Source organism: Ralstonia insidiosa, from assembly GCF_008801405.1.
Taxonomy (GTDB): Bacteria; Pseudomonadota; Gammaproteobacteria; order Burkholderiales; family Burkholderiaceae; genus Ralstonia; species Ralstonia insidiosa.
In genome coordinates this window covers 409,838-434,959 of the sequence record NZ_VZPV01000003.1, presented here as the reverse complement: position 1 = coordinate 434,959, position 25,122 = coordinate 409,838, and the positions used below count along the sequence as shown (strand labels likewise).

18 protein-coding genes and 1 pseudogene are annotated in these 25,122 nt (G+C 62.9%); 13 read left to right on the top strand and 6 right to left on the bottom strand.

All coding sequences use genetic code 11. The features are described from left to right. Window positions 1-57 precede the first annotated feature (57 nt). The 5 genes from F7R11_RS24070 to F7R11_RS24050 all read left to right on the top strand — a co-directional run bounded on the left by F7R11_RS24070 (window position 58) and on the right by F7R11_RS24050 (window position 5,527). On the top strand, window positions 58-876 hold the full coding sequence (locus tag F7R11_RS24070) for an SDR family NAD(P)-dependent oxidoreductase (RefSeq protein ID WP_021197708.1): 819 nt from the start codon (window positions 58-60) through the stop codon (window positions 874-876). A gap of 78 nt (window positions 877-954) precedes the next feature. After that, entirely contained in the window at window positions 955-1,902 is a 948-nt protein-coding gene (locus F7R11_RS24065; protein WP_064807176.1) for an alpha/beta hydrolase, read from the top strand. Then, window positions 1,899-3,056: a 3,4-dihydroxy-2-butanone-4-phosphate synthase gene (locus tag F7R11_RS24060; RefSeq protein WP_021197710.1), complete on the top strand. Its 1,158-nt coding sequence runs from the start codon at window positions 1,899-1,901 to the stop codon at window positions 3,054-3,056. Before F7R11_RS24065 ends, F7R11_RS24060 begins: the two co-directional genes overlap by 4 nt. 75 nt (window positions 3,057-3,131) lie before the next feature. Beyond that, window positions 3,132-4,322, top strand: coding sequence for an acyl-CoA dehydrogenase family protein (locus F7R11_RS24055; RefSeq protein WP_021197711.1), 1,191 nt, complete (start codon window positions 3,132-3,134; stop codon window positions 4,320-4,322). An 8-nt stretch (window positions 4,323-4,330) separates the two neighbouring features. Then, window positions 4,331-5,527 carry an acyl-CoA dehydrogenase family protein gene (locus F7R11_RS24050; protein ID WP_021197712.1) on the top strand — a complete coding sequence of 399 codons (1,197 nt, stop codon included), beginning with the start codon at window positions 4,331-4,333 and terminating at the stop codon, window positions 5,525-5,527. 442 nt (window positions 5,528-5,969) lie between these two features. On the opposite strand, the gene F7R11_RS24045 is transcribed toward F7R11_RS24050, so the two are convergent. From F7R11_RS24045 to F7R11_RS24025, 6 genes and pseudogenes are all read right to left on the bottom strand, one after another. Further along, window positions 5,970-6,503, bottom strand: coding sequence for a winged helix-turn-helix transcriptional regulator (locus tag F7R11_RS24045; RefSeq protein ID WP_064807178.1), 534 nt, complete (start codon window positions 6,501-6,503; stop codon window positions 5,970-5,972). Window positions 6,504-6,563: 60 nt separating this feature from the next. Beyond that, on the bottom strand, window positions 6,564-7,589 hold the full coding sequence (locus F7R11_RS24040; RefSeq protein WP_231973393.1) for a thiolase family protein: 1,026 nt from the start codon (window positions 7,587-7,589) through the stop codon (window positions 6,564-6,566). A 3-nt stretch (window positions 7,590-7,592) separates the two neighbouring features. Continuing rightward, window positions 7,593-7,748: a thiolase family protein gene (locus tag F7R11_RS27365; protein ID WP_231973367.1), complete on the bottom strand. Its 156-nt coding sequence runs from the start codon at window positions 7,746-7,748 to the stop codon at window positions 7,593-7,595. 81 nt (window positions 7,749-7,829) lie between these two features. Next, window positions 7,830-8,108: a hypothetical protein gene (locus F7R11_RS24035; RefSeq protein ID WP_064807180.1), complete on the bottom strand. Its 279-nt coding sequence runs from the start codon at window positions 8,106-8,108 to the stop codon at window positions 7,830-7,832. Between the two features lie 238 nt (window positions 8,109-8,346). After that, on the bottom strand, window positions 8,347-9,111 hold the full coding sequence (locus F7R11_RS24030) for an LEM-3-like GIY-YIG domain-containing protein (protein WP_104577714.1): 765 nt from the start codon (window positions 9,109-9,111) through the stop codon (window positions 8,347-8,349). Between the two features lie 480 nt (window positions 9,112-9,591). Further along, window positions 9,592-9,909 (bottom strand): annotated as a pseudogene (locus tag F7R11_RS24025) (integrase core domain-containing protein); the annotation flags it as partial. Window positions 9,910-10,389: 480 nt separating this feature from the next. Here F7R11_RS24025 and F7R11_RS24020 point away from each other — a divergent pair. The 8 genes from F7R11_RS24020 to uvrA all read left to right on the top strand — a co-directional run bounded on the left by F7R11_RS24020 (window position 10,390) and on the right by uvrA (window position 25,093). Next, window positions 10,390-10,923, top strand: a complete 534-nt coding sequence (locus F7R11_RS24020; RefSeq protein ID WP_082932919.1) for a hypothetical protein — start codon at window positions 10,390-10,392, stop codon at window positions 10,921-10,923. A gap of 419 nt (window positions 10,924-11,342) precedes the next feature. Continuing rightward, complete coding sequence (locus F7R11_RS24015) at window positions 11,343-12,581, top strand: tyrosine-type recombinase/integrase (protein ID WP_064807187.1); 1,239 nt, start codon at window positions 11,343-11,345, stop codon at window positions 12,579-12,581. Beyond that, window positions 12,562-14,094 (top strand): site-specific integrase, encoded by a 1,533-nt coding sequence (locus F7R11_RS24010; protein WP_231973369.1) that lies wholly within the window; start codon window positions 12,562-12,564, stop codon window positions 14,092-14,094. Before F7R11_RS24015 ends, F7R11_RS24010 begins: the two co-directional genes overlap by 20 nt. Next, on the top strand, window positions 14,091-16,406 hold the full coding sequence (locus F7R11_RS24005; protein WP_064807188.1) for a hypothetical protein: 2,316 nt from the start codon (window positions 14,091-14,093) through the stop codon (window positions 16,404-16,406). The genes F7R11_RS24010 and F7R11_RS24005 overlap by 4 nt, the downstream gene beginning before the upstream one ends. Continuing rightward, window positions 16,399-16,887 (top strand): hypothetical protein, encoded by a 489-nt coding sequence (locus tag F7R11_RS24000; protein ID WP_021197734.1) that lies wholly within the window; start codon window positions 16,399-16,401, stop codon window positions 16,885-16,887. The genes F7R11_RS24005 and F7R11_RS24000 overlap by 8 nt, the downstream gene beginning before the upstream one ends. Window positions 16,888-17,125: 238 nt before the next feature. Next, window positions 17,126-18,013, top strand: coding sequence for a mechanosensitive ion channel family protein (locus F7R11_RS23995; RefSeq protein WP_064807190.1), 888 nt, complete (start codon window positions 17,126-17,128; stop codon window positions 18,011-18,013). 115 nt (window positions 18,014-18,128) lie between these two features. Next, on the top strand, window positions 18,129-19,013 hold the full coding sequence (locus F7R11_RS23990; protein ID WP_049286061.1) for a class II glutamine amidotransferase: 885 nt from the start codon (window positions 18,129-18,131) through the stop codon (window positions 19,011-19,013). A gap of 221 nt (window positions 19,014-19,234) precedes the next feature. After that, window positions 19,235-25,093, top strand: a complete 5,859-nt coding sequence (gene uvrA, locus F7R11_RS23985) for an excinuclease ABC subunit UvrA (RefSeq protein WP_064807193.1) — start codon at window positions 19,235-19,237, stop codon at window positions 25,091-25,093. Window positions 25,094-25,122 lie beyond the last annotated feature (29 nt).

Genomic DNA, 25,122 nt, shown 5'->3' with positions numbered 1-25,122 from the left:
AAGCCATGCGCGCCAGATGCGCAACTTCATGATCGGTACATCACAAAGGAGACCCACATGCCATCCAGCCAAGTCAACGCAGCCTATCGGACGGCGGTCATCACCGGCGCGGCAGGCGGGATTGGGCGTGCATTGGCGCATGCGCTCGCGAAACAAGGCCATGCACTGGTACTGGCCGACATTGACGCCGCAGCGCTCGCGCACGTGCAGACAGAGATCGAAGCCTATGGTCAGCCCGTGGCGAGCCTGCGCATCGATGTAGCGGATGCATCGCAGATCGAGCAGCTCTGCGCGTTCAGCTTCGGGCGGCTGGGGCACGTCGATCTGCTGGTAAACAACGCCGGCGTGCTGGCGACCGGCCCATGCTGGGAGCTGGAGACGCGCGTGTATGAACGGGTGCTCAACGTCAATTTGTGGAGCGTCATCCATGCGCTGCGTGCCTTTGTTCCACGCATGAGGCAACAAGGTCAGGGGCACATCGTCAATGTCGCGTCGATGGCGGGGCTCGCTGTCGGGCCCTGGCTGGCGCCTTACACGCTTTCCAAGCAGGGCGTCGTTGCCCTGAGCGAAGGGCTGGCGCTGGAACTGCAGGCGGCGGGCCTGCCGATCAAGGTCTCGGTGGTCTGCCCCGGCCCGGTGGCGACCGGCATTGCGCAGAACCTGTCGACCGAGGCGCCAGGCGGCGTAAGCCACATGAACCATGCCCTGCGCACGGGCATCGCCCAGGGCATGACGGCCGACGAGATGGCACAGCACATCGTCGCGGGCATTGCCGCCGGCGACTTCTGGATCATGCCGCACGACGAAGCGCGCGCCGCCGCCAAGGCACGCGCCGACCGCATCGTGCAAGGCGAAGCGCCGAGCTTCGCGATCTGACCTCCATCGACGACAGGCAAACCGGCCGTCTCGCCGGTGAAGGCCTGTTGCCGTCCTCACCTTCATCAGGAACCGAAGATGTCGCACGATCCGCAAGTCCGCGCGCTGCTCGACAACATGGCGCAGATGCCTCAACTCGACTTTGACATGCTGTCGCCCGAGGTCTACCGGGCCATGCTGGCACAGATGCCGCCGTTCGCACCCGGTGATGCCATGGCGCAAGAGCGCGCGCTGACCATACCCGGAGCCGCCGGCCCGCTGCCTGCGCATCTCTATGTTCCCCATGGCGATGGACCGTGGCCGCTGACGGTGTTCTTCCACGGCGGCGGCTTTGTCACCTGCGGCATCGAAACGCACCACAACCTCTGCCGCTCGCTCGCTCAGCGCGCCGGCACGATCGTGCTTTCGGTGGCGTACCGTCTGGCGCCCGAAGCGCCGTTTCCCGCGGCTGCCGACGATGCCTGCGCAGCGGTGCGCTGGGCTGCCAGCCATGCAGAAGAACTTGGGGCGCGCAGCGGCGCCCTGGCCGTTGCCGGCGACAGCGCAGGTGCCAACCTGGCGGCGGTGGCTGCCCAGCAATTGCGCGGCAAGGTCGCGTTGTGCCATCAGTTGCTGCTCTATCCGTACCTGGACTGCGCGGACGAATCCGGCAGCATGCAGACGTTTGCCCAAGGCAACTTCCTCACCATCGACATGCTGCGCTGGTACAGCCGGCACTACCTCAGCGACGCGCAACACGCCGGTGACGTCCGCGCGAGCCCGTTGCGCAGCGCAGACCTGGCCGGTATTGCATCGGCCACCATCATCACCGCGGAATACGACCCGCTGCGCGACCAGGGCGAGCTCTACGGCCAACGCCTACAGCAGGCCGGCGGGGCAGCGACGGTGCACCGCTGGCCGGGCCAGATCCACGGTTTCATGAGCATGCTGGGGCTGCTCGACGGTGCGGAAGCCGCCATCGATACCGCCGCGGCCGCCCTGCGCGATGCATTCGCCAGCCCCGTGCGTGCGCAGGTGTGCGCATGAAATCGGCACCGGCCGCACCCATCGAGGCGGTGCTGCACGCGCTGGGCACCGGCCAGCGCGTGGTCGTGATCGAAGACGACAGCGATGAGGCGACCGGCTGCGTCCTCGTGGCGGCAGACCACGTGTCGGAAGCCGATATCAACTTCATGGCCGCTCAGGCACGCGGGCTGGTGTGCCTGGCCATCACCGAAGAGCGCCGCAAGCAACTCAAGCTGCCATGGATGGCGAACGGCAGCCGCAAGCGCGAAGCCTATACCGTCTCCATTGAAGCAGTCGAGGGCGTCAGCACGGGCATCTCTGCCGCCGATCGCGCCCTGACCACGCGCGTGGCCAGTGCTCGACATTGCCGCCCGGAAGACCTGGTGCAGCCGGGCCACGTCTTCCCGGTGGTAGCACAGCCGGACGGCGTACTCAGGCGCGCAGGCTTTGCCGAAGCCTGCTCGGATTTGCCCAGGCTGGCCGGCCGCGAAGCCGCAGGCGCCTACGCCATGTTGCTCGACGATGCCGGCGAACTGCTGCGCGGCGAGCACCTGCTGGCGTTCGCGCACCAGCACGGGCTGCGTGTTGCCGCCATCAGCGACCTGATCCATCACCGCCTGCTGGCCGAAAGCACCTTGCAGCGCGCGCACAGCAGCGAGCTGCTCACGCCCCACGGGCGCTTCGCGCTCCACGCCTACTACGACGCGCCGCTGGATGCGATGCACCTGGCCCTCGTCATGGGCGACATCGATCCGGCCGAGCCCGTGCTGACGCGCGTGCAAGCGGTGGAGGTGCTGCGCGACGTGATCCTGGCCGGCAGCCACACAACAGACGCCACTGCCATGGGCCAGACGCCCAGTTGGAACCTGAGCCGCTCTCTGGCCCGCATTGGCGCGGAAGGCCGCGGCGTGGTCGTGCTGCTGGCAGAGCGCGAAACGCCCGCGCATGTGCTGAGCCAGCTCACGCGGCTGGAGACCGCGGCCCCGCCCGCCCCGCCGTCGTTTGCGCAGCGGGCGCTGGGCGTGGGCGCGCAGATCCTGCGCGATATCGGCGCACGCAAGCTGCGCCTGCTGAGCCAGCCGGTGGCCTATCGCAACATCGCCGGCTTCGATCTGGAGGTGGCCGAATTCCTACCGCCCGACGGAACGACAGCGCCTGCGGCCCCCACGGAATGATCCCGCCTGCTACCGACAACATGCCGGCAACGCGCCCGCACTCGCGTAGGTGGGCAGGCAGACAAGGACGAGACCATGCATTTTTCCCTGACTGAAGAACAGCAACTGCTGGAGAGCAGTGCCCTCGCCTTCCTGGCGAAGGAATACAACCCGCAAGCCCCGATGGCGGCGCCGGAACTCTGGCAACACTTTGCCGACATGGGCTGGCTCGCACTCCCGCTACCCGAAGCCGATGATGGCTTTGCTGGCGGCGCGGTGGACACGGGCGTGTTGATGCGCGCCTTCGGCCGCCATCAGGTCACGGCGCCCTACTACGGCTGCGTGCTGCTGGCCGCGCGCCTGCTGGCCGAGCTGGGCAGTGCAGACCAACGTGAAACATGGTTGGCCGCCGTGATGGCGGGCGAGAAGCGCATCGCACTTGCTCACGATGAACCGCATCGTCACGCACCGTGGGCACCGCGACAGACATGCGCCGTGCGCGACGGTGATGGCTGGCGCCTGACCGGCGTGAAGGTGCTGGCGGCAGGCGCCGATGGTGCCGATGGGCTGCTGGTCTCCGCCAGGCTGCCAGATACGCCGGCACACGCGGTGTTCCTGGTCTCGCCGCAAAGCCTTGGCCTCAGCCTGCACAACTGCCGCATCGCAGATGGCGGCACCGCTGCCGACCTCTACCTCGAAGGCGTGCACGTCAGCGACGATGCGCGGCTCGGCACCACCGACGACGCCACGCCCATCCTGCACCGGGTGCTGGCCGAAGGCCTGATTGCCCTGTGCTGGGAAGCCTGCGGCGCCATGCAGGCGGCGCTGGAGCAAACCGTGTCCTATACGAGCCAGCGCGAACAGTTCGGGCAATCCATCGCCAAGTTCCAGGTCGTGCAGCACCGCCTGGCGGAAATGGCGGTGTGCTGCGAAGAAGCGCTGGCCGCCAGCGAACTGGCCGCGCTGCGTGTAGACGGCGGCGCCGCGGACGTACTGGCGGCAGCCTCCATGGCGAAGTCCAAGGTGGGCCGTGCGGCACGCTATGTCGCGCAGGAAGCCGTGCAGCTGCATGGCGCCATGGGCGTTTCCGAAGAGATGCCGGTGGCTGGCCTGTTCCGCAAGCTGACTGCGTTCCAGCAGCAAGGCGGCGCCACCGCGTGGCACAGCGCGCAGCTCGGTCGCCGTCTGCTGGCAAGCGACGCGTGGCGCGAGAGCCAGACGCTCCTGTCTGGCTCTCGCCCAACGCCCGCCGCTTCCGATGCTTCTGCCTCCCTTGTCACTGCGTAAGGCTTGCCATGAATCTCGAACTCACGCCCGATCTGGTCGCCTTCCGCGACGAAGTCCGCGCCTTTCTGAACCAGCACCTGACGCCGGAATTGCGGCTTGGCCAGCGCCTGACCAGCTCCATGTATCCCGAGCCGGAAATCTCCGGCCCCTGGCAGCAGGCCCTGCAACAGCGCGGCTGGCTCGTCCCGCTCTGGTCGAAGGAATGGGGCGGCACGGGCTGGAGCCCGGTGCAGCGCTTCATCTTCGAAACGGAATGCGCACTGGCGGGCGCGCCGCTCGTGCACCCGATGGGCGTTCGCCTGGTCGGCCCCGTCATCCTGAAGTTCGGCACCGAAGCGCAGAAGCAGCAGCATCTGCCCCGCATCCTCTCGGGCGAGGACTACTGGTGCCAGGGCTTCTCGGAACCCGGCGCCGGCTCCGACCTCGCCTCGCTCAAGATGCGCGCCGTGGCCGATGGCGACGACTACGTGCTCAACGGCTCCAAGCTCTGGACCACGCACGCGCACCACGCCAACCGCATGTTCGCGCTGGTGCGCACCAGCACCGAGGGCAAGAAGCAGGACGGCATCAGCTTCCTGCTGATCGACATGAACAGCCCCGGCATCACGGTGCGGCCGATCGACACCATCGGCGGCGATCACGACGTCAATGAAGTCTTCTTCGATAACGTGCGGGTGCCCCAAGCCAACCGCATCGGCGCCGAAAACGCGGGCTGGAACTGCGCCAAATACCTGCTCGAATTCGAGCGCGGTGCGGGCATCTTCAGCCCCCGCCTGCGCGGGCAGTTGAAGCGCGTGGGGGATGCGATGGCCGCAGTGCGTGCGGATGGCGACACGCCGCTCGATCCGCATCTGGAAGCGCGCTTCGGCGAGGTCTGTGCCGACCTGGACGCCTTCGAGATGCTGGAGCTGAAGACCTTCGGCAGGCTGGAGCCCGGCCAGAGCCCCGGCCCCGTCTCGTCCATCCTCAAACTGCGCGCCAGCCGGCTCAAGCAGGCGGTGGCTGAACTCGGCGTGGATCTGTTGGGCCTGGAAGGCGTGCGCTGGCGCGACGAGGCCAGCGTCACGCCGTATGCCGACCATGCTGACGGCGCACTGGTCGGCATCCTGCTGCCCGAGTTCCTCAACAGCCGCGCCTATACGATTTTTGGCGGTGCGGCCGAAGTGCAACTGGGCATCATCGCCAAGACCGCTCTGGCGCTTTGACGACCCCGCCAGCCACGTGCGGCGATTGCCGAACTCCATGCGAGTGACGGCGCCCCGCACGATGGCCTGCGACGATAGCGACGTCTGCGAGATATCTATCGAAGCTCGTTGTTCAAATAACGCGGACGGCTGTGAAGCGATCAATTAGTTGCGGATACAGCGCTTGAGTAGTTCCGAATACAAGCTGCGACGGCGACCCGCAAAGCCTTATGGGGCAAGGCGTATCCGGAACTAATCGGCGGAGGGGAAAAAATGCGGGACCAAGCCCTTGCTGCAACACAGCATTTGAATGCCAACCTCCTTGCTGATCCCCCTCTCGAGACCAACTCAATCGGTTGCGGCTGAATCAATTGCTGGTACGGGAACCGGGGACGCACCCGCTCCGCTGCTTCACGTGGGCGGCGGACGATGGTTTTGGCGGCGACGGCGACGTGGGCTCACCTCAATGCTTTGCCGTTGCCGGCTCGCCATGCCCGCTCTGCGCCGCGATATGGTCTGCGGCGTCTTTCAAGCGCCGGCGCATGCCTTCAGGCGCCGCCGGGCCAGGCGCGATGACATAGCGCGCGAAGTCCAGCGGCTTGCCGCTCTTTGCATCCACCAGCAGGGGCTCGGCGCGTTTGCGCGTTTCACGATCCACGACCTGGGCACTGATGCCTTCGGGTGCAAAGTGCTTATTCCCCCAGGCCAGCAAGGACAGCAAAACGGGTAGGAAATCGCGTCCGCATTCGGTCAGCATGTATTCGAAACGCGGCGGTTTCTCCAAATACTGACGACGCTCCAGCAGGCCCTCTTCTACCAGCCCATTGAGGCGACGCGTCAGCATGTTGGGTGCAATATCCAGATTCTTCTGGAACGTATCGAAGCGCGTCGCCCCATAGAACGCTTCGCGCAGGATCAGGATGCTCCACCACTCTCCGACCCGCTCAAGGCCGCGCGCAATCGGGCATGGCATATCGCGAAAGGTCTTTCTTTGCATGGCATATCCTTGGTCGATGTCACTATCATTGTGCTAGCGGCACACGCACAATTCAAGTGATCAAAGGGTTTCAATCGCTAGCGCGATGCCTTGTCCGCCACCAATGCACAAGGTCACGATGCCGCGTTTGATGCCGTCTGCCCGCATCGAGTACAGAAGCCGAGTCGTCAGAACAGCGCCGGTCGCACCGATGGGGTGACCGTGTGCGATGGCCCCGCCGTCCACATTGATGATGTCGTGCGGCAACCCGAGTTCGGCAGCCACCGCCAATGGGACGGCCGCAAATGCCTCGTTGATTTCGATACGCTCGATATCGCCCAGCGCCCACTGCGCACGCTGCAGCGCTTGGCGTACGGCAGGCACGGGACCGATGCCAAACAAGCCCGGCTCAACCGCTCCGACACCATAGGCCACCAGCCTCGCCATTGGCACCAAACCATGGCGCTCGGCAAACGCGCGCTCTGCCACCAGCATGGCCGCTGCCCCGCTGTTGATACCCGGTGCATTGCCAGCCGTGATGGTGCCGTCCTGGCGGAATGCCGGCTTCAGGCGGCTGAGCGCTTCCAGCGTTGTATCGGGCCGGTTGGCCTCGTCAACGTTGAACGCGGCCGAGCCACTCTTGACTTTCACCGGCACGTCGACGATCTGCTCGACAAACCGGCCCTGTTGCTGCGCGCGGGCAAAACGGCTTTGCGAGCGCTCTGCCCAACGATCCTGGTCCTCCCGACTCAGCGTGTAACGGGTGACGAGGTCCTCCGTGTGCCAGCCGGAATGCGCCCCGGAGAAGGCATCCACCAGCCCGTCCAGCAGCATGCTGTCGTGGAGTGCAGCATCACCCATACGGTTGCCCCAACGGCCAGACGGCAGCAGATAGGGCGCGCGGTCCATGTTTTCCATGCCGCCGGCGATGGCCACGTCAGCGTAGCCGAGGCGGATTTCGTCAGCGGCTCTCGCGATGGCCTGGGCGCCGGACCCACACACCCGATTGACGGTCATGGCCGGCACCGATACCGGCAGCCCTGCCCCAATTGCCGCCTGACGCGCCGGGTTCATCTTGTTGCCGGCTTGAACGACGTTGCCAAAAATGACTCAGCCGATCAGACCGGCATCCACGCCTGAGCGGCACAACGATTCGGCAATCACCGCCGCCCCCAGATCGACCGCAGGCGTGGCTTTGAGCGAGCCGTTAAACGCGCCGATGGCGGTGCGGACCGGATGACACAACACTACGTCTCTCGTGCTCATGATTTCTGCCCTCCTAACGGGCGTCGTAACAACTGCGTTGAAATAGGCCCAGGGGCCATCCATCGCCAATGCATGAACGATTCATGAAGAAAGACCCTCCGCCTTCGAGGGGGCAGACGCTTCCTCCAGCAGATCAATCGCCCGTTCCATCAACCCGGCGAGGACCTTGATCCGCCGATCTCCCAAAGCCGTGGCGACCACTAGGCTAGGCCGCCAACGCCGCACATTCACTGTGGAAAGTCCAACAGGAACGACAACGCCGCCCTCTCCCAGCGCCTCGCTGATCAGCTTGCGATCCAGGACCTGATGGCACGTTAGATAACCCTCCAGCAGGCTGCGATGAAAAGAGACTGCTGCCATCAGGATTCAGGATCGCCAGGTTGTAGCTCCCCAGGGCGTTCTGGCTCGTTGTCAAATTGATCTTCTGGCCAGCCGTCCCACTGAAGGTCAGGCTGCCGTTCTGCCCCGGAGCTGTCGTAGTCAGTGTTACCGTAGGGCCGTCAATCGCGATTGCCCCCGTCACGTCTGGTAGTACGTTATATAGCGTGAAGATGAGGCTCGTTCGTAAGCGACCAGCGAGTCGAACCCTGCGTAGCAGTCAGTTGACGTAGCGATAGCCTTGCTGGGTCGCCGTTACCGCAGAGTCACCGTCGACAAGACGACGACCGACGAGCGGATGGTCTGGTAGTAACTGGCCGACAAACTCCCATCTGCCTTCCCCTCCAGCAAAGCCACGCGTCGACATGGTAGTCCCAGCTGGAAACCACTCCGCGATCGAATACGCGCGCACAACCACACCATCAGCGATTCCCAGGGCTGTTGAATATGGAGGAGTGCCAGACTCGTCGGGTGTGCGACGGCGGGCGCCCACGTTGGACCAGAACTGGCGCACACAGTCATAGATTTCGATTTCAGGCATCGTCGGCGAGTAAGTCCGGTTGATGAAGAAGAGCATCAACCGCTCACTAATATCTGCGACGTCGATCGGTTTAGAGCCATAAAGCCGCTCAACTTCCGCAGCAGTTTGGCGGCCGCGCTCGATGCCGTGACCTCGAACACTGTTCGTAAGGTTTTCGAGGCCAAGCGTATCAATAATGGCGGCTTCGACTTCGAAGCACGCCTCTTTTGTGTCGAGCCCGTACCGAAGGATATCAACCAGCGGTTCCGCGCCGGCTTCCCGGATCTCTTTGATGCGTCGGTTTTTTGAAGTCTCGCTCGTTTCCGATTTGAGGTGGTCATAAGCCCGATTGTTGCCGCTTGCTTTGCCCACGTAAAAAATCGCATCGTCGCGTGGATCGACAAGGGCATAGACGTAGTGACCAAGATGCCTTTTTGTCTGAGAAGAAAAGCGGATGCGAGTCATTTCCCAAAGAACGGAAGTTATGGAATTAGGATAGTACTCGCGTGAGTGCGGAGCGCCAGGTGGCTTTGTGTGATCGATCAATCCGACCATCACCCACCCACGTACCCGCTCATAGATCTCGAGCTCAGATCCATGGCGCGGCTTCCCACTCAAGAACCCACACGAACGCGGCACCTTTCTGCATGGCACGATCGGGTAAGGAGAGGACGAGCGATGGCCACTTTGAACACCGAAAGGGCCGCGCATCGATGCATACTGACCTGAAGGCCCGTGGCAGCAGCGACCGGTCAGATTGGCTTGGGCGGACTCAATATCAACAAGCGCATTCAGCGCTGAAATGGGAGGGGTATGGCAGAAAGAAGCTTCCAGGCGGAGCATTGGTTTCACCCAGTTGGCCAGGGACTGTTCAGTTCAGGGAACTTGGCTGAACTTGGTGAATGGTATCTCCCCGGCTTTCGCTGGGTTGACCTGCCCCTGGTTTTAGTACGAGTCGCACGTAGAGTCCGGGGTTAAAAACTCATTCTGCTCGTGCCCCTGCGCAAACCGCGCCGGGGTCAGATAGCCGAGCGAACTGTGAGGCCGCTCGGTGTTGTACTCGATACGCCATTCCTCAATCAGCTGCCTGGCGTGGCGCATTGAGACGAACCAGTGCTCGTTCAGGCATTCATCGCGGAAACGCCCGTTGAAGCTCTCGATGTAGGCGTTCTCCACTGGCTTGCCCGGCCGGATGAACGACAGCGTGACGCCCGCTTCGTAGGCCCATGCATCGAGCACCTTACCAGCGAACTCCGGACCGTTGTGGGATAGGTACCAATTGACAAGAAATGCGCCGTCTTGTAAGCATCGCCCACTACGTAGCGGGTGCCGCGGACAGTCCACGTTTTCTCTGTGGCATATAACCCATTTGCGCGCTGCGATTTTCGTCCGGCAATAGCCAAGTTGGTCCGTGGAGCGGCGGCCAAGATGACCTGGCATGGATAGCGTGTTGCGTTCAGGCTCAAACAGGCAACACATTCGACAAGGATATGCATTTATTCGCATTCTTCATGGAATGAAGTCAATAATCCATAAGATCGAGATGCGAAAAATCCTCCCTCGGCTGGGTGCAGCACCCTTCAGGGGTGATCAATCTTAATCGGCGAAGTCATTATCGGCCTCGTATGACTCAGCCTTGTTGCCGACCACTCAAATTCACCTAAGGTCACAGCCCCCCCTTTCCACAGAGGGATTGACAGTCCTTTGTTTTCGTCTATTTTCGCAACCTGGGGAGGAGTGGACATGAGAGCTGAATATCAAAAGCTGCGCCGGCGCCTCAATTTTTCTCGGTGCCTCCGCGCTCTATGTGTCACCGCAACCTTCTGGGTATTCGGCTATCAAGTCTGCTTCGCGCAAGTCTATGGTTGGAGCATTCAGTTGCCCACAGGTATCTCCAAGCAGGATGCTGCCATTGCTCTGAAGCTGACTGAACGCTTCGCCACTGCGACCACATACCCGCTGACAATAAATCGCGTTGATGGAGCGGCACCGCCAGCTGATCTCATCAGGCGTGTACAGCACGGAGATATTCAACTTGCGGTTGTTCCACTGGATGAGCTATCTGAGTCAAAGGCAGACTTTGGGGTCTTCAATTCGCTCTTTCTATTTAGAGATTTGGACGCTGTGGAGCGCTACCAGCGCAGCAGAGATGGTGCACATCTACTGAAGGAGTTGGAGCGAGGAGGCCTCGTTGGGCTGGCTACACAGTGCTGTTCTGGGGAAATCATCTGCGCACAGAATTGCTTCCGCGCACCGCCCATCTCGCGACAAAAGTGATTTGCCGGCAACTTTTATCGCGCCGGCTCAGTTTTTTTTGTAACTAAGCGAGCCTAGTTAATATACCGACTTGCAATTCTCTTTTGCCGTGTTATTACGTCAAGATATCGCGTGATCGAACGCGAAACATTCCGCATTCAATTTGATAGCGGAGTGCAGTCTTATTCCAATTTGCGGCGCCACTATTTAGTGAAAGGCGTAAATATTTATTTTTATTCAAATTCTGGAAATGCGAAATATTCGGCGTCTATATTTAAATAATATCGATAATATTCCCATGTAAAAAGCCAAGTCGATTGGGAATCCTGTAAGAAATTTGACTTAATAAATAGAAGGCATTTCAACGGCGGTAATTTTTTCTCGAGCAATAAAAAAGCGAAGCACTAAATCACATCCGTCTGTTCGCGTGGTAGGTCATCATGCCCCTTCAAGTGCAGCAACCGGAAATTCCGCAGCGTCTGCATGGTGCGATGCTGGTGGACCGCTGTGGGATGCCGCGGTACTGGGCCAGCGTCTGGGCTCAATTCGAGCTGGCGAATCTGGCCGAATTGACGTGCCTGGGCAAGCTGTACGCGGTTGAGCGCCTGTACTCGTATGCCGACAAGTTGTTTGGGGTTGGTGCCTTGGACGACGCGTTGTTCAGCTTGGACGAAGCGCGTTTGGGCTCCATCCTTGAGGGCTGGTTCGTGTCGATCCGTAATCAGCCTCAGATCACGGGTTCAGATCAGAAGCGCTGGCGTGCCGGGCTGGACTTCGTCGTGATGGTGTCGACCTGGCTGGGACATGCCACGCAGCATGAAAACCAGTTAGCGCGGCTCGATGCGCGTTGGCAGCGCCTGAACCTGCGGTACGGCCAACTGCAGGTTCAGCGCCAATTCCGTACCAACATTCTGCGTGCACTTCCGGCCGTGGTCGTCGAGGCGATGTATGCGCTTCTGGATCCTGAATCCGGCACGAACCCCTTTAAGGGCGTGCGCACGCGCTGGCGCGTCTTTACCGCGTTTGTGTTGATGTTGCACCAGGGGTTGCGCCGCGGCGAATTGCTGCTGTTGAACGCGAATGCCATCAAGTCCGGGTTGGATGCGCGACAGCAGCGCCGCCGCTACTGGATCAATGTCAGCGAACAAGGGCGTGTCGACACCGATACCCGCTACTCCCGGCCGGGTATCAAGACCGCCGATTCGATCCGGCAGGTCCCCGTCAGCGAACTGACCTCCAGCCTGGTGCAATGCTATGTCGACAATTACCGCGGACGGCCTGATCATCCCTATCTGCTGAACGCGCAGACCAATACCCCGCTGTCGACGGAATCCCTGACCACGCTCTTTGCGCGCATCTCCAGGGCCTTGCCTGCCGCTGCGCTGGCGGAGTTGGAGGACCGAACCGGAAAGACGAGCATTACGCCGCATGATCTGCGCCATACCTGTGCGGTGGTGCGGCTCAATCAATTGCTGAGCCAGGGCGACTCGATGGATGAGGCGCTGCAAAAAATGCGCACCTTTTTCGGTTGGTCTCGCACGTCCGACCAGCCCGCAAACTATGCGCGGGCCGTGTTCGAGGACCGCCTTGCGGCGGTCTGGAACAACGTCTTCGATGATCAGGTCGCGGTGCTGCGCGCCCTACCTGCCGGGGGGCGCGATGCCGGTTCAACCCGATGACCGACAACAATGGACAGTGAAGGACGCCGATGACTGGTTGGACCAGATCGTGCGGCAACTGCCTGATCTACCGCCCCTTCTGCGCTATTACGACGACTTCGATGACACGACGCGCGTAATCGAAGCACCGGCCAGCGCGACAGTCTTCCCCATTCATGCCAATGGCCGCATCGAGTATCTCGACTTCTCTGCCTATGGTAGTGGCTACGGGATGCTGCTGCGCCATCTGTTTGCGCATCTGTTGACCGAAAGCCTGCACGTATCGACGGTAGCCGATTACATCGGAGGGGCCCGGTACTTTAGCCACGCGGAGGTTATGGGCTTACTGGTGGTAGGGCCAGAAGGAAGCATCCCCAGATGGATGGCGTTACGGGCATTGGATAGGCCAGTCAGGGCCTACGGATTCGCCAAGGGGCTGCTGCGCATGCTCTGCCACTATCGTTTGTGCGGCTGGGCCCCGGGGTATCTCGAGTTCGTCAGCGTTGCCCTGCCCTGGCCGGCTAACGATAAATATGCTGGCGTGCGCACGGGCGAAGTCTTCCTGTCCGTCGAGGAGGAGGCGGTGATTATTCGTTACCTGGACGAGACCTCGCAGACTGTGCAAGCCGGCTCAGAAATAGACCTTGCGGATCTGTGCGACGCCGTGATGCTGCTGAGTGCCTATCAGTTTGGCATGCGACCGATCCAGATTGCGATGCTGACCTTGCGTGACGTGCGCGTCTGGCAGGATGCCAGCGATGTGTCTCCTTCTGTGCACTTGACGTTCCGCATGGCGAAGCAGCGGCGCAGTAGGGTGATCAAGCCCTTACCACGGCGTGTCAAGCGGGAGTGGGCGGCACTTCCTGCACAACTCGAGCAGGCGCATCGAGCCCAGCAGCATACTGGTGCCCAGCGTTTCTGCTGCGTGGGCTCAGCCTCGGACGCATCGACGCGGATTGCAGAACTGACGGAGCGCTTGCTCGGCGCGCGGGCCACGGCCACGGATCTGCGGCACACGGCAGCGCAACGGCTGGTGGACGCGGGGGCTAACCAGGAAGAGCTGGCCGCATTCCTGGGGCATGCCGACTTGGCGACGGGGCTGGTGTACTTCGACGGCTCACCCAACCAGGCCGAGCGTGTTAATCGCGCGATGGGGCTGTCGCCGGTCTATCAGCGGGTGGCCCGCATTGCGCATGCGCGCTTTGTCAGCTCGGAAGAATTGAGTTCGCTCAAGGGCGAACAGCAGATCGCCGGCGTGCCGCACGGGCTGCCGATTGCGGGCATTGGTGGCTGCACCAGCGGACAACCTGCGTGTCCGTTTAACCCGATTACATCGTGTTATGGCTGCCATCGGTTCATGCCGGTGCGTGACGCTAGCCTGCATCGCGAAGTGCTGGCAGGCCTGCGTGGCGTGGTGCGCCTCTTCCATGATGCCTCGCGAGGCGAGGCATCCTCTCCCGCCTACCTGCAATTACAGCATGCCATTGCTGGTGTGCAAGCAATCCTCGCTGAACTGGAGGGCGAGGCCAAATGAACGCGGGTTACCGTGCCTACGTGGACTTGGGCCACACGCTGGCGGAACAGCGGGGTCTGTGTTGGTTGCTGCCGCTTGAGCCGGACGGGCGCGTGACCGAGGGGCATGCCTGGAACCTCAACGAACTCGCCGGCGATGTACTACCACCCAAGTACTACCTGAGCCATCTCGGCCGCGACCCCCAGATGTTGCAAACGATGGCTTTGCAGTCGCCGGCGCTCTCGGCGGCCCCTCTGTCGGTGGCTTGGCAGGATCTGATCAAGGCGGCAACCTTGGAGCATTTGCTGGTCAAGCGCAACACCACGGGGTATATCGCTGGAAGCATCGTGCGCCCCTTGCGGGTGCTGGCTACATGCGTGTCGGACAAGGAGCCCTGGCAATTGACGGTCGAGGACGGCAGTCGTGCTATCCAGCTGGCAAGCGGCTTGCAGGCGAGCGGTAAGCTGGGCGCGTTGGTGGAAAGCGTTTTACGTAACCTGTTCGATGTGCACCAGCTCGCGGATGCGGGACCGGTGTATTGCGGCGTGCTTCAACCGCGCTCCCCTTTGACGCGCCGCCGCGCCGCCTTCCTGAAATCCCAGGACGAGTTGAGCGACAGTCTTGAGCAGCGCAAGCGCTCTGAACGCTTGCCGGAGCGGCGTGCCTTCTGGGAGTTGGTGCGGATCGTGATGACCGAGCCACCGCGCAGCTACATCGACACGCTACGCTTCCTGTGCCTGCGCATGATGATCGTGACGGGCCTGCGTATTGGGGAGGCCGTGCTGCTGCCGGCGGACTGGCAGCGCACCCGGGTTTACTACGACCGGCAAGGTCGGCCCGCTGGAGTACAGGGAGGCTATGCGGATGCCTTAATGCTGCGCCACTTCGCGGAAAAACAACAGACTAAAGAGAGTGACAGCCGGGTGCTGTTCGAAAAGGCCCAGTATGTACCTGAGATGTTTCGCGAGTTGCTCACGGAGACTCTGCAGCGCAGCTTGGATCTGACCGAGCCATTGCGCCGAACGCTGCGACTGCAAACTGAGATGGGGCGCTTACTGCCCTGGTATGCAGAGCATGAGGTCGTTCCCGCCACACAGTTGTATCCGCATCTGACGGGCAATCCATTCTGGGCCGCCATGGACAGCGATCGGCGAGCCGAATTGATGGAGCGCTATCGTGTCCGGTTCGATGCAGCCGTGTTCCGGGATATCCAGGAGCAGCAACGGGCTAGCTACGCACAGCGGGCCAGCCTGGATATGGCGGCATATGTGTACCTGAACCGCCTTGAGGAAACGATGCACCAGGGCAGCCATACGCTCTCGTTCAGGCTTCCGGACGGCAGCGTAGTCCCGCCAGGTCGCCGCATCGCGTGGGAACAAACTTACCTGCATGTGGGGGAGCTCGAGGCGTATCTGCGTGTTGCCGTACCGACCAAGCTCTCGGATACGGAAGCGTTGCCGCTGGCGACGGGCACGCTGCAGAGCTGGGAGTTGTTGTTCCTGACGCCAAAACGCTCGCTGGTGGAGGAGCGCGCCGATGGTCTCTGCGATGTGACGCGCGTAATGGCAGTGAACCGGCCGGATGGAAAGCTAGTGGCGAACGCGATTGGACAGCCCCCGACGTCGGCGTCCCTGTTCCGACGCTATGGGCAAAGCCCGGAAGACAAGCAGTTGAGTATCGAGTCGCACATGCTGCGGCACTTGCAGAACACCGAGTTGTTCCGGCTCGGAGTCGCCGACACGATCATCTCCAAGCGCTTTAATCGGCGTAGCGTGGCCCAGAGCTACGAGTATGACCATCGCAGCCTGGCCGAGCAGTTGGATCAGATTGAGCTGCCGCTAGAAGTGGAACTGTCGTTGGGGGAAAAAGCCTCCACGGTGGCCAAGATGATCTTGGGCGGCAAAGCCAGCGGCCCCATCGTCGCCTCGTTCCTGCGCATCCAAGCTGACGAGGGTGATGAGGCCGCCTTCGCTTATCTGCGTGCCGAAGCCGATGGCTTCCACGCGACACCCTATGGGCACTGCTTAAACAGCTTCACGGTCGACCCGTGCCCCAAGCATCTGGAATGCTTTGCAGGTTGTCGCCACCTGTCTGCCACCAACTTGCCGGAAAACCATGCGCATCTGATTCGGCTCGAGGGCAAGCTTGTAGCCGCACTTGAGCACGCGCAGGCGCGGCCTGCTACAACGCCAGGGCGTGACAACCAGATTTCTCATGCGCGGGTCAGATTGGACGGCGTGCGCAAGCTGCTGGCCACCGCCGACGGAGAGCGTCCGTTCCCTGATGGACCAGACCTGTCAGTGCCGTCGCCACGCGGTGTGCTCGATGACTGAAGCCGAGAGACAGAAACGGGCTCTTGACGATCCAGACCTGCAGCGCGTTCTGGAGGAACTGCTGGCCCGCGACGAGAACATTACCGCGCGAGCGGTGACCCGGCACCACCCTACCCTCAAGGCCGCGTCCTCGATCACCCGCAGCCCGGCACGCAGCGCGTTGCTTACGCAATACCAGCAACGCCAAGCCGAGTTTCGCCGCTGGCAACGCCGCCTATCACACCAGGCCGTCGCGAAAACTGCGGCAGCACTTGCGGACAAGGATCTGCGCATCACTACACTCGAGAACCAGGTGAAGCTGTTGGCGTCCTCTCATCTGGCCATGATCAAGGTGGTGGGGGAGCTCGGTGGCTTCAGCAAGTGGGCCGCCTTCTACGAGCACTACTCTGCCGCACGTAAACAACTCGAGGCCCTCGGCGCGCTCCAGGCAGCCAGCATCAAGCCCCTGCCTCCGAACTCACCGCCACCCGCCGAGCCATAGCCGCGAGGCACCTAGTTGCGCCTAGTGGTGTTGCGTGGATCGACACTGGAAAACGCAACAATGTGATCGGAAGCAGTTACGCAACAGAGCCTGTGGATAACTTGCCCTAAATGTAATGTAAGGCAGTGAAAGGCCCGCGCAACAGAAGTACCGACATACCAAGTCTGCGCATAATTCAGAGGGAACCAAGCGCTAAAGTCTGGTTCCCACCACAAGGTCATGTCATACGCATTCAACGATGGAAAACCTTCACGCTTACCTTGATCCCATCCTTTGGGGCACCTTCAGCCGCTTCGCAATCAGCCTGTGTACTGCGCTGCTGATTCTTCTCGGCGGCTGGTGGTTGTCAAAACTCACCGGCCGTTGGCTGAGCCGGCTGATGAACCGCCAGGCCAAGCTTGATGCCACGCTTGCGCCCATCCTCTGCGACATCAGCGTCTGGGGCATCCGCATTCTGGCCGTCATCGGAGCGCTGTCCCGGCTCGGTATTGAAACGACTAGCATTATTGCGGTGCTGGGCGCAGCGGGTCTTGCCATTGGCCTGGCCTTGCAAGGCACGCTTCAGAACATTGCCGCGGGCATCATGCTGCTGGCGCTGCGCCCGTTTCGGGTGGATGACTACATTGAAGGCGGTGGTGGCCAGGTGGCCGGTACTGTGGAAGAAGTCGGCCTGTTCATGACCCGTCTGGCCAAGCCGGATGGCATTTGCGAATACGTGCCAAACAGCGCGCTGTGGAGCAACTCGGTGCGCAATTACACGCGCAACCCGACTCGCCGGCTGGACCTGGAAACCGAGGTGTCGCTGCACGACGACATTGCAGGCGCGATCGAGGCGCTCAAGGCGCTGGCCGCCAGCGAGCCGCTGGTGCTGCCGGATCCCGCCCCCATGGCGATGGTCATGCGCTTTGACGACAGCGTGGCGGTGCTGAACTTGCGCGTCTGGGCCAAGACGGAGCACTTCTGGGACATGCGCTGGAAGCTGGCGCAGCAAGTTCGTACGACCCTGAAGGACGCGCGCTGCACCCTGCCCGTCCGCATGCGCGAGCTCCATATCGTGCATGACGCAACGCAAGACGCCGGCAAGACGCCCACCCCGCGCAACGGTGAGGCCTTGGCGCAGCGATAAGCCGCTGCGTCGCGGGAGTGCCCAGGGTGTGCCAACGCGCAACACTTTTCCTGTGCATTCCCAACCGCATTGCCTAGACTCATTTTCCAGATATTCCCTCTACGGGTAACGCATCATGTGTCGCTGGCTGGCCTACTCTGGCAACCCCATTCAGATGGAGACGGTGCTGTTTCGACCAACGCATTCGCTGATCGACCAAAGCCTGCGATCTCGTCTGGGACATACCACCACCAACGGTGACGGATTCGGCATTGGTTGGTACGGCGGCCATTCCGAGGTGCCGTTCCGGTATCGGTGCCTGCACCCTGCCTGGAACGACACAAACCTGCGCGAAGCTGCCCGCGCCATCCGGTCGCCGCTGTTCGTCGCCCATGTGCGCGCGGCCACGGACACCCCCACGCAGGAAACCAACTGTCACCCGTTCCGATACGGCCGATGGCTGTTTGCCCACAACGGCCTGATCCGCGACTACCCGACGCTGCGGCGCGACCTGATGATGGAAGTCGCGCCAGAGCTGTTTCGCTGGATCGAGGGGTCGACGGATTCCGAGGTCATGTTCTTCCTCGCGCTCACGTTCGGGCTGCAGCGGGAGCCGCGCAGCGCCCTGGAGCAGATGGTGGGACTGATCGAGCACGTCGGCCACCGGCACGGCATCGAGCACCCGCTGAACATGACCGTCTGCGTGACCGACGGTGAACAGATCATCGCAGCACGCTATTCCAGCGAGCGCGATTCGCGCTCCCTCTTCCACAGCACGTCCTTCCGGCATCTGCACGAGCTTTATCCGGACAACTCCCGGATCACGGACGCGGGCGACGATGCCGTACTTGTGCTGTCCGAACCTTTGGTCGACTTGGCCGACGCCTGGGAGGAAATTCCGGAAGAGACGCTTGTCTTCGTCAAGGGTGGTGTTGTGGAGCACCACCGGTTCACCCCCCGACTGCCCGTATCGGAAGTGTCGGGCAAGCAACAATCCTCCTACGGACTCGCTGCCGGCTGATCGGCCGCCCTCCTCCGCCCGCCATCCCTCCCTTTCCCACTGAAGGCTCCTGACAAAACGTTGTCAGGAGCCTTGCGTTACTCTCGCGCCCGCGTCTCGTAACGTAAATGAACCGATTTTTCAGAATCCGCTACAGTTTACGGCCCGCATTCTGATTGCCGACCGGCGCCCGTCTGGCTAGCCGTGCCGGCATTCCTCACGTTTTCCAAGGACCACCCCTCATGTCTTCCGGTGTCATTCGCCTGCGCGGAGCCCGTCAGCACAATCTCAAGAACCTCGATCTGGACCTGCGCACGGGCGAGATGACCGTGGTGACCGGCCCGTCTGGTTCTGGCAAGTCGAGCCTGGTATTCGACACCCTCTATGCCGAGGGCCAGCGCCGCTACGTTGAGACCTTCAGCGCCTACGCCCGCCAGTTCCTGGACCGCATGGACCGCCCCCAGGTCGATCATGTGGAGGGTGTGCCGCCGGCCATCGCTATCGACCAAACCAACCCGGTACGCAGCTCGCGCTCCACGGTCGGCACGATGACGGAGCTGAACGATCACCTCAAGCTGCTGTTTGCGCGCGCAGCGCAGTTGTTCGATCGCGATACCGCGCTGCCGGTGCGCCACGACACGCCGGAGACCATCTACAGCGAACTGCTGGCACGCACGCGCGAGGCCGATCCGCGCCTGGTGGTGACCTTTCCGGTGGAGCTGCCGGCCAATACGAGCGCGGAAGAAGTCGCGCAGTGGCTGTCTGTCAGCGGCTATACGCGGGTGCAGGCTGAGCGCGAGGTGATGACACCTTCGGGCGAGCGCAAGTTGCTCGACGTGGTGGCAGACCGCTTCCGCCTGCAGGGCACCGAGCGTGTCCGTGCGCTGGAGGCCATCGAGTCGTCGCTCAAGCGCGGCGGCGGTCGCGTCAATGTGTACGTGCTGCCCGCAGACGAGGCTGCCGAGCCTGAAATCTGGCGCTTCTCCACCGGCCTGCACTGCCCGGAGAGCGACCTGCGCTACGCCGACCCGCAACCGGCCCTCTTCTCGTTCAATTCCGCCTATGGCGCGTGCGATGCGTGCCGTGGCTTTGGCCGCGTGATCGGCGTCGACCTCGGCCTGGTGATTCCGGACGAGCGCAAGACACTGCGTGAAGGTGCCATCAAACCGATGCAAACCCCGGCCTGGAAGGAATGCCAGGACGACCTGATGCGCTATTCGGCGGCGGCCGGCATCCCGCGAGATACGCCTTGGGCAGAGATGACCGAAGCCCAGCGCGACTGGGTCGTCAACGGCGATCCGACGTTCAAGCGCGGCGGCTGGAACAAGCAGTGGTATGGCGTGCGCCGCTTCTTCGACTACCTGGAGTCGAAGGCGTACAAGATGCACATCCGCGTGTTGCTGTCGAAATACCGCAGCTATACGACGTGCGAGATCTGCGGCGGTGCGCGCCTGAAAACCGAATCCATGCAATGGCGCCTCGGCAGCAAGGAAAACGCCGACGCCGTGCTCGCACCCGAACACCGCTTCATGCCCCGTGGCGTGAAATGGAGCCGCGCCCAGCTTGAAGCCCTGCCCGGCCTGACCGTGCACGACGTGATGCTGCTGCCCATCGAGCGCATCCGCCGTTTCTTCGATGCACTGACGTTGCCTTCCTCGCTGCTCGACGATGCGCTCAAGCTGCTGCTGGACGAGGTGCGCACGCGCCTGGCCTACCTGTGCGACGTCGGCATCGGTTACCTGACGCTGGACCGCCAGAGCCGCACGCTGTCTGGCGGTGAGGTCCAGCGGATCAACCTGACGACCGCGCTGGGCACCTCGCTCGTCAACACGCTATTCGTGCTGGACGAGCCCAGCATCGGTTTGCACCCGCGCGATCTGGACCGCATTGTCGAAGCCATGCAACGCCTGCGCGATGCAGGCAACACGCTGGTTGTCGTGGAGCACGATCCGTCCGTCATGCTGGCTGCCGATCGCCTGATCGACATGGGCCCCGGCCCCGGCGAGCGTGGCGGCACCATCGTCTTCGACGGTACGCCCGCGGCCATCCGAAAAGCCGACACGCTTACAGGTGCCTATCTCTCCGGGCAGCGCCGCGTGGCCAATGCAACCGACTGGCAGGCGCGCCCTATCAACGGTGCGCCGCGTCTCGTGCTGGAAGGCGCGAGCCAGCACAACCTGCAGGACGTGACGATCGAAGTGCCGCTGCAACGCCTGGTGTGCGTAACGGGCGTATCCGGCTCCGGCAAGTCGACACTGATTCAGGACGTACTCCACCCTGCCCTGGCGCGCCATTTCGGCAAGGCGACGGAATCGCCCGGCGCGTTTCGTGCGTTGCGCGGTGCGGACCAGATCAGCGACGTGGTCTTTGTTGACCAATCGCCCATCGGCAAGACCGCGCGTTCGAATCCGGCCAGCTACGTGGGCGCGTTTGATGAGATCCGCAAGCTGTTTGCCAAGGTGCCGATGGCGCTGCAACGCGGCTACACGGCTGGCACATTCAGTTTCAACTCCGGCGATGGGCGCTGCCCGACCTGCGGCGGCTCGGGCTTCGAGCACGTCGAGATGCAGTTCCTCAGCGACATCTACCTGCGCTGTCCGGATTGCGACGGCACGCGCTATCGCGCGGAAATCCTCGAAGTGAAGCTGGAACGCGGCGCGCACAAGCTGTCGGTGGCCGATGTGCTGGAACTGACGGTGAGCGAAGCCGCCACCGTGTTTGCCAACGACGCCGACGTGTTGCGCGTGCTGCAACCCATCGTCGATGTGGGTCTGGAATACGTGAAGCTGGGCCAACCGGTGCCGACGTTGTCCGGTGGCGAAGCGCAGCGCCTGAAACTCGCGGGCTTCCTGGCCGAAGCTGCGCAAGCGGCTCAAGCCGCTGCACGCAAACGCGTCAAACAAGACGTGCCTGCCAACGCCGGCCGCCTGTTCATGTTCGACGAGCCGACCACCGGCCTGCACTTTGACGACATCGCCAAGTTGATGCGCGCGTTCGGCAAGCTGCTCGATGCCGGACATTCGCTGATCGTGATCGAGCACAACTTGGACGTGATCCGCGCCGCCGACTGGATCATCGACCTCGGCCCCGAGGGCGGCGATGCGGGCGGTCTGCTGGTCTGCGCCGGCACGACCGAGCAGGTGAAGGCATGCGCCGCCTCGCATACGGGCGCTGCGCTCAAGCAGTACGAGGCGAGCATTGGGCAACCCCAAGCCGCCGATGATGGCGTGCCGCTGCAAAGCGCGCTGGCCGCCCGCCGCGCACAGCGCGCCGCCGTGGCGGAAGTCCAGGGCGAGAACGTGGTGCGCATCGTCAACGCGCACGAGCACAACCTGAAAGCGATGAACGTCGATATCCCGCACGGCAAGTTCAACGTCGTGACGGGGGTGTCCGGTTCGGGCAAATCGACGCTGGCGTTCGACATCCTGTTCCACGAAGGGCAGCGCCGGTATCTCGAATCGCTCAACGCCTATGCGCGTTCGATCGTGCAACCGGCGGGCCGGCCGGAGGTGGATGCGGTGTATGGCATTCCGCCCACGGTGGCGATCGAGCAGCGCCTGTCGCGCGGAGGCCGCAAGAGCACGGTGGCGACCACGTCCGAGGTGTGGCACTTCCTGCGCCTGCTGTATGTGAAGCTGGGCGTGCAGCACTGCATTCACGATGGCACGCCTGTGTCGGCGCAGAGCCCCGAGGCCATCTTCGCCCAGCTCATGCGTGACCACCGTGGTGAGCACATCGGCCTGCTCGCCCCGCTGGTGGTGAACCGCAAGGGCGTGTACACCGACCTGGCCAAATGGGCCAAGGCGCGTGGCTATACGCACCTACGCGTCGATGGCGAATTCCTGACGGTCGACCCGTGGCCACGTCTGGACCGCTTCCGCGAGCACACGCTGGAGCTGCCGGTGGGCGACATCGTGGTCTCCCCGGAAAACGAAGCTGCGCTGCGCACGTTGATGGAACAGGCGCTGGAATACGGCAAGGGCATCATGCATGTGCTGGCCCCGCTCGATGGCCTGCAAAACGCCATGCACAGCGGTGGCACGGCACACGTGGGCAACGTGAAGGTGTTCTCCACCAAACGCGCATGCTCCACCTGCGGCACCAGCTACCCCGAGTTGGACCCACGCATGTTCTCGTACAACAGCAAGCACGGCTGGTGCCCGAGCTGTGTCGGTACGGGCCTGGCGCTCACGCGCGAGCAACGCGCTGCGTTTGACGACACGGTACTCGGCGGTGATGACCGCGGCCGCGAGCAGACGCTGCCTTCGGAGGAAGTCGATCCGGACGGCATGACCGATCTGCCCTGCCCCGACTGCCACGGCACGCGACTGAACCCGACGGCACGCGCGGTGACGTTCTCCGACAAGCCCATCGTCGACATTGCGCAATGGACCGTGAGCCAGACGCGCCGCTGGATCGAAGGGCTGGACCTTGTCGGCCGCGAAGCTGATATCGCGCGTGATGTGGTGGCCGAGATCCACAGCCGCCTGTCGTTCCTGGAAGAAGTCGGCCTGGGCTACCTGAGCCTGGACCGCGCCGCACCCAGCCTGTCAGGCGGTGAGGCACAGCGTATCCGGCTGGCCGCGCAGCTCGGCAGCAACCTGCAGGGCGTGTGCTACGTGCTGGATGAGCCGACCATCGGCCTACATCCGCGTGACAACCAGATCCTGCTCGACGCCCTGCGCAAGCTTGGCGACAAGGGCAATACGCTGGTGGTGGTGGAGCACGATGAAGATACCATCCGCCGCGCCGACCACATCATCGACATCGGCCCCGGCGCCGGTAAGCGTGGCGGCACGCTCGTCGCACAAGGCGGTGTGCAGGATCTGGCGTCTCAGCCGGATTCGCTGACGGGGCGTTTCCTGGCACAGCCGATCGAGCACCCGCTGCAGCCGCGCCGTGAAGTGGTGGCGCCAACGAATCGTGGATCGGGCACGCAGGCGGTGCCCGAGCAATGGCTGACGGTGCACGGCGCCAAGCTCCACAACCTGCGCAACGTCACGGCTACGATGCCGTTGTCGCGTCTGGTGGCGATTACGGGCGTCTCCGGTTCGGGCAAATCGACGCTGGCGCGCGACGTGCTCATGACCAATCTGCTGGATGCGGTGGGCCGTTCTGTGCTGTCTTCACCGGCTACGCGCCGTGCACGCAAGGCCGCGCAGGCAGAGGTGCCGGATGCGAAGGCACCGCGCAAGCTTGATGTCAAACACGACTGGCATGGCTGCGACGGCGTGACCGGCTGGGAAGCGATCGACCGCGTGCTGGAAGTCGACCAGACCCCGATCGGCAAGACCCCGCGCTCGTGCCCGGCCACCTACATCGGCGTGTGGGACACCATCCGCAAGCTCTTTGCCGACACGCTGGAAGCCCGCGCACGCGGCTACACTGCCTCGCGCTTCTCGTTCAACACCGGCGACGGCCGCTGCCCCGCCTGCGAGGGCCAGGGCGTGCGCACCATCGCCATGAGCTTCCTGCCCGATGTGAAGGTGGCCTGCGACGTGTGCCACGGCCAGCGCTTCAATCCCGAGACACTGGCCGTTACCTGGCGCGGCAAGAACATCGGCGAAGTGCTGACCATGGAGATCGACGAAGCGGTGGAGTTTTTCAGTGCGATGAACAGCATCGCCCACCCGCTGCAGTTGATGAAGGACGTCGGCCTGGGTTACCTCACGCTGGGGCAGCCCTCGCCCACGCTGTCGGGCGGCGAGGCGCAGCGCATCAAGCTCGTCACTGAACTCTCCAAGGTGCGCGACGACATTACGCGCCGCGGCCAGAAGGCACCGCACACGCTGTACGTGCTGGACGAGCCCACCGTGGGCCTGCACATGGCCGACGTGGCCAAGCTGATCCGCGTGCTGCATCGCCTGGCAGACGGCGGCCACAGCGTGATCGTGATTGAGCACGATCTTGACGTGATTGCCGAGGCCGACTGGATTCTCGATCTGGGCCCCGAAGGCGGCGATGAAGGCGGCACGATTGTTGCCGCATGCGGGCCGGAGGCGCTGGCGCAGGTCAAGGCCAGCCATACCGGGGCGGCGCTGGTGCCGGTGTTGGCGCGTGGCAAGCAGGTCGATCAGCGCAAGACGGGCGAGACGGTGTAACGCTGCGCGCGACGGTCTCCGTGCAATGG

What these genes read in the sequence shown, in the direction of transcription:
- F7R11_RS24050 (WP_021197712.1), top strand. Translation starts at nt 4,331, where the DNA reads ATGAATCTCGAACTCACGCCCGATCTGGTCGCCTTCCGCGACGAAGTC.
- uvrA (WP_064807193.1), top strand. Translation starts at nt 19,235, where the DNA reads ATGTCTTCCGGTGTCATTCGCCTGCGCGGAGCCCGTCAGCACAATCTC.
- F7R11_RS24005 (WP_064807188.1), top strand. Translation starts at nt 14,091, where the DNA reads ATGAACGCGGGTTACCGTGCCTACGTGGACTTGGGCCACACGCTGGCG.
- F7R11_RS23995 (WP_064807190.1), top strand. Translation starts at nt 17,126, where the DNA reads ATGGAAAACCTTCACGCTTACCTTGATCCCATCCTTTGGGGCACCTTC.
- F7R11_RS24035 (WP_064807180.1), bottom strand. Translation starts at nt 8,108, where the DNA reads ATGGCAGCAGTCTCTTTTCATCGCAGCCTGCTGGAGGGTTATCTAACG.
- F7R11_RS24030 (WP_104577714.1), bottom strand. Translation starts at nt 9,111, where the DNA reads ATGACTCGCATCCGCTTTTCTTCTCAGACAAAAAGGCATCTTGGTCAC.
- F7R11_RS24070 (WP_021197708.1), top strand. Translation starts at nt 58, where the DNA reads ATGCCATCCAGCCAAGTCAACGCAGCCTATCGGACGGCGGTCATCACC.
- F7R11_RS24065 (WP_064807176.1), top strand. Translation starts at nt 955, where the DNA reads ATGTCGCACGATCCGCAAGTCCGCGCGCTGCTCGACAACATGGCGCAG.
- F7R11_RS24055 (WP_021197711.1), top strand. Translation starts at nt 3,132, where the DNA reads ATGCATTTTTCCCTGACTGAAGAACAGCAACTGCTGGAGAGCAGTGCC.
- F7R11_RS27365 (WP_231973367.1), bottom strand. Translation starts at nt 7,748, where the DNA reads ATGAGCACGAGAGACGTAGTGTTGTGTCATCCGGTCCGCACCGCCATC.
- F7R11_RS24010 (WP_231973369.1), top strand. Translation starts at nt 12,562, where the DNA reads ATGCCGGTTCAACCCGATGACCGACAACAATGGACAGTGAAGGACGCC.
- F7R11_RS24000 (WP_021197734.1), top strand. Translation starts at nt 16,399, where the DNA reads ATGACTGAAGCCGAGAGACAGAAACGGGCTCTTGACGATCCAGACCTG.
- F7R11_RS24045 (WP_064807178.1), bottom strand. Translation starts at nt 6,503, where the DNA reads ATGCAAAGAAAGACCTTTCGCGATATGCCATGCCCGATTGCGCGCGGC.
- F7R11_RS24020 (WP_082932919.1), top strand. Translation starts at nt 10,390, where the DNA reads ATGAGAGCTGAATATCAAAAGCTGCGCCGGCGCCTCAATTTTTCTCGG.
- F7R11_RS24015 (WP_064807187.1), top strand. Translation starts at nt 11,343, where the DNA reads ATGCCCCTTCAAGTGCAGCAACCGGAAATTCCGCAGCGTCTGCATGGT.
- F7R11_RS24060 (WP_021197710.1), top strand. Translation starts at nt 1,899, where the DNA reads ATGAAATCGGCACCGGCCGCACCCATCGAGGCGGTGCTGCACGCGCTG.
- F7R11_RS23990 (WP_049286061.1), top strand. Translation starts at nt 18,129, where the DNA reads ATGTGTCGCTGGCTGGCCTACTCTGGCAACCCCATTCAGATGGAGACG.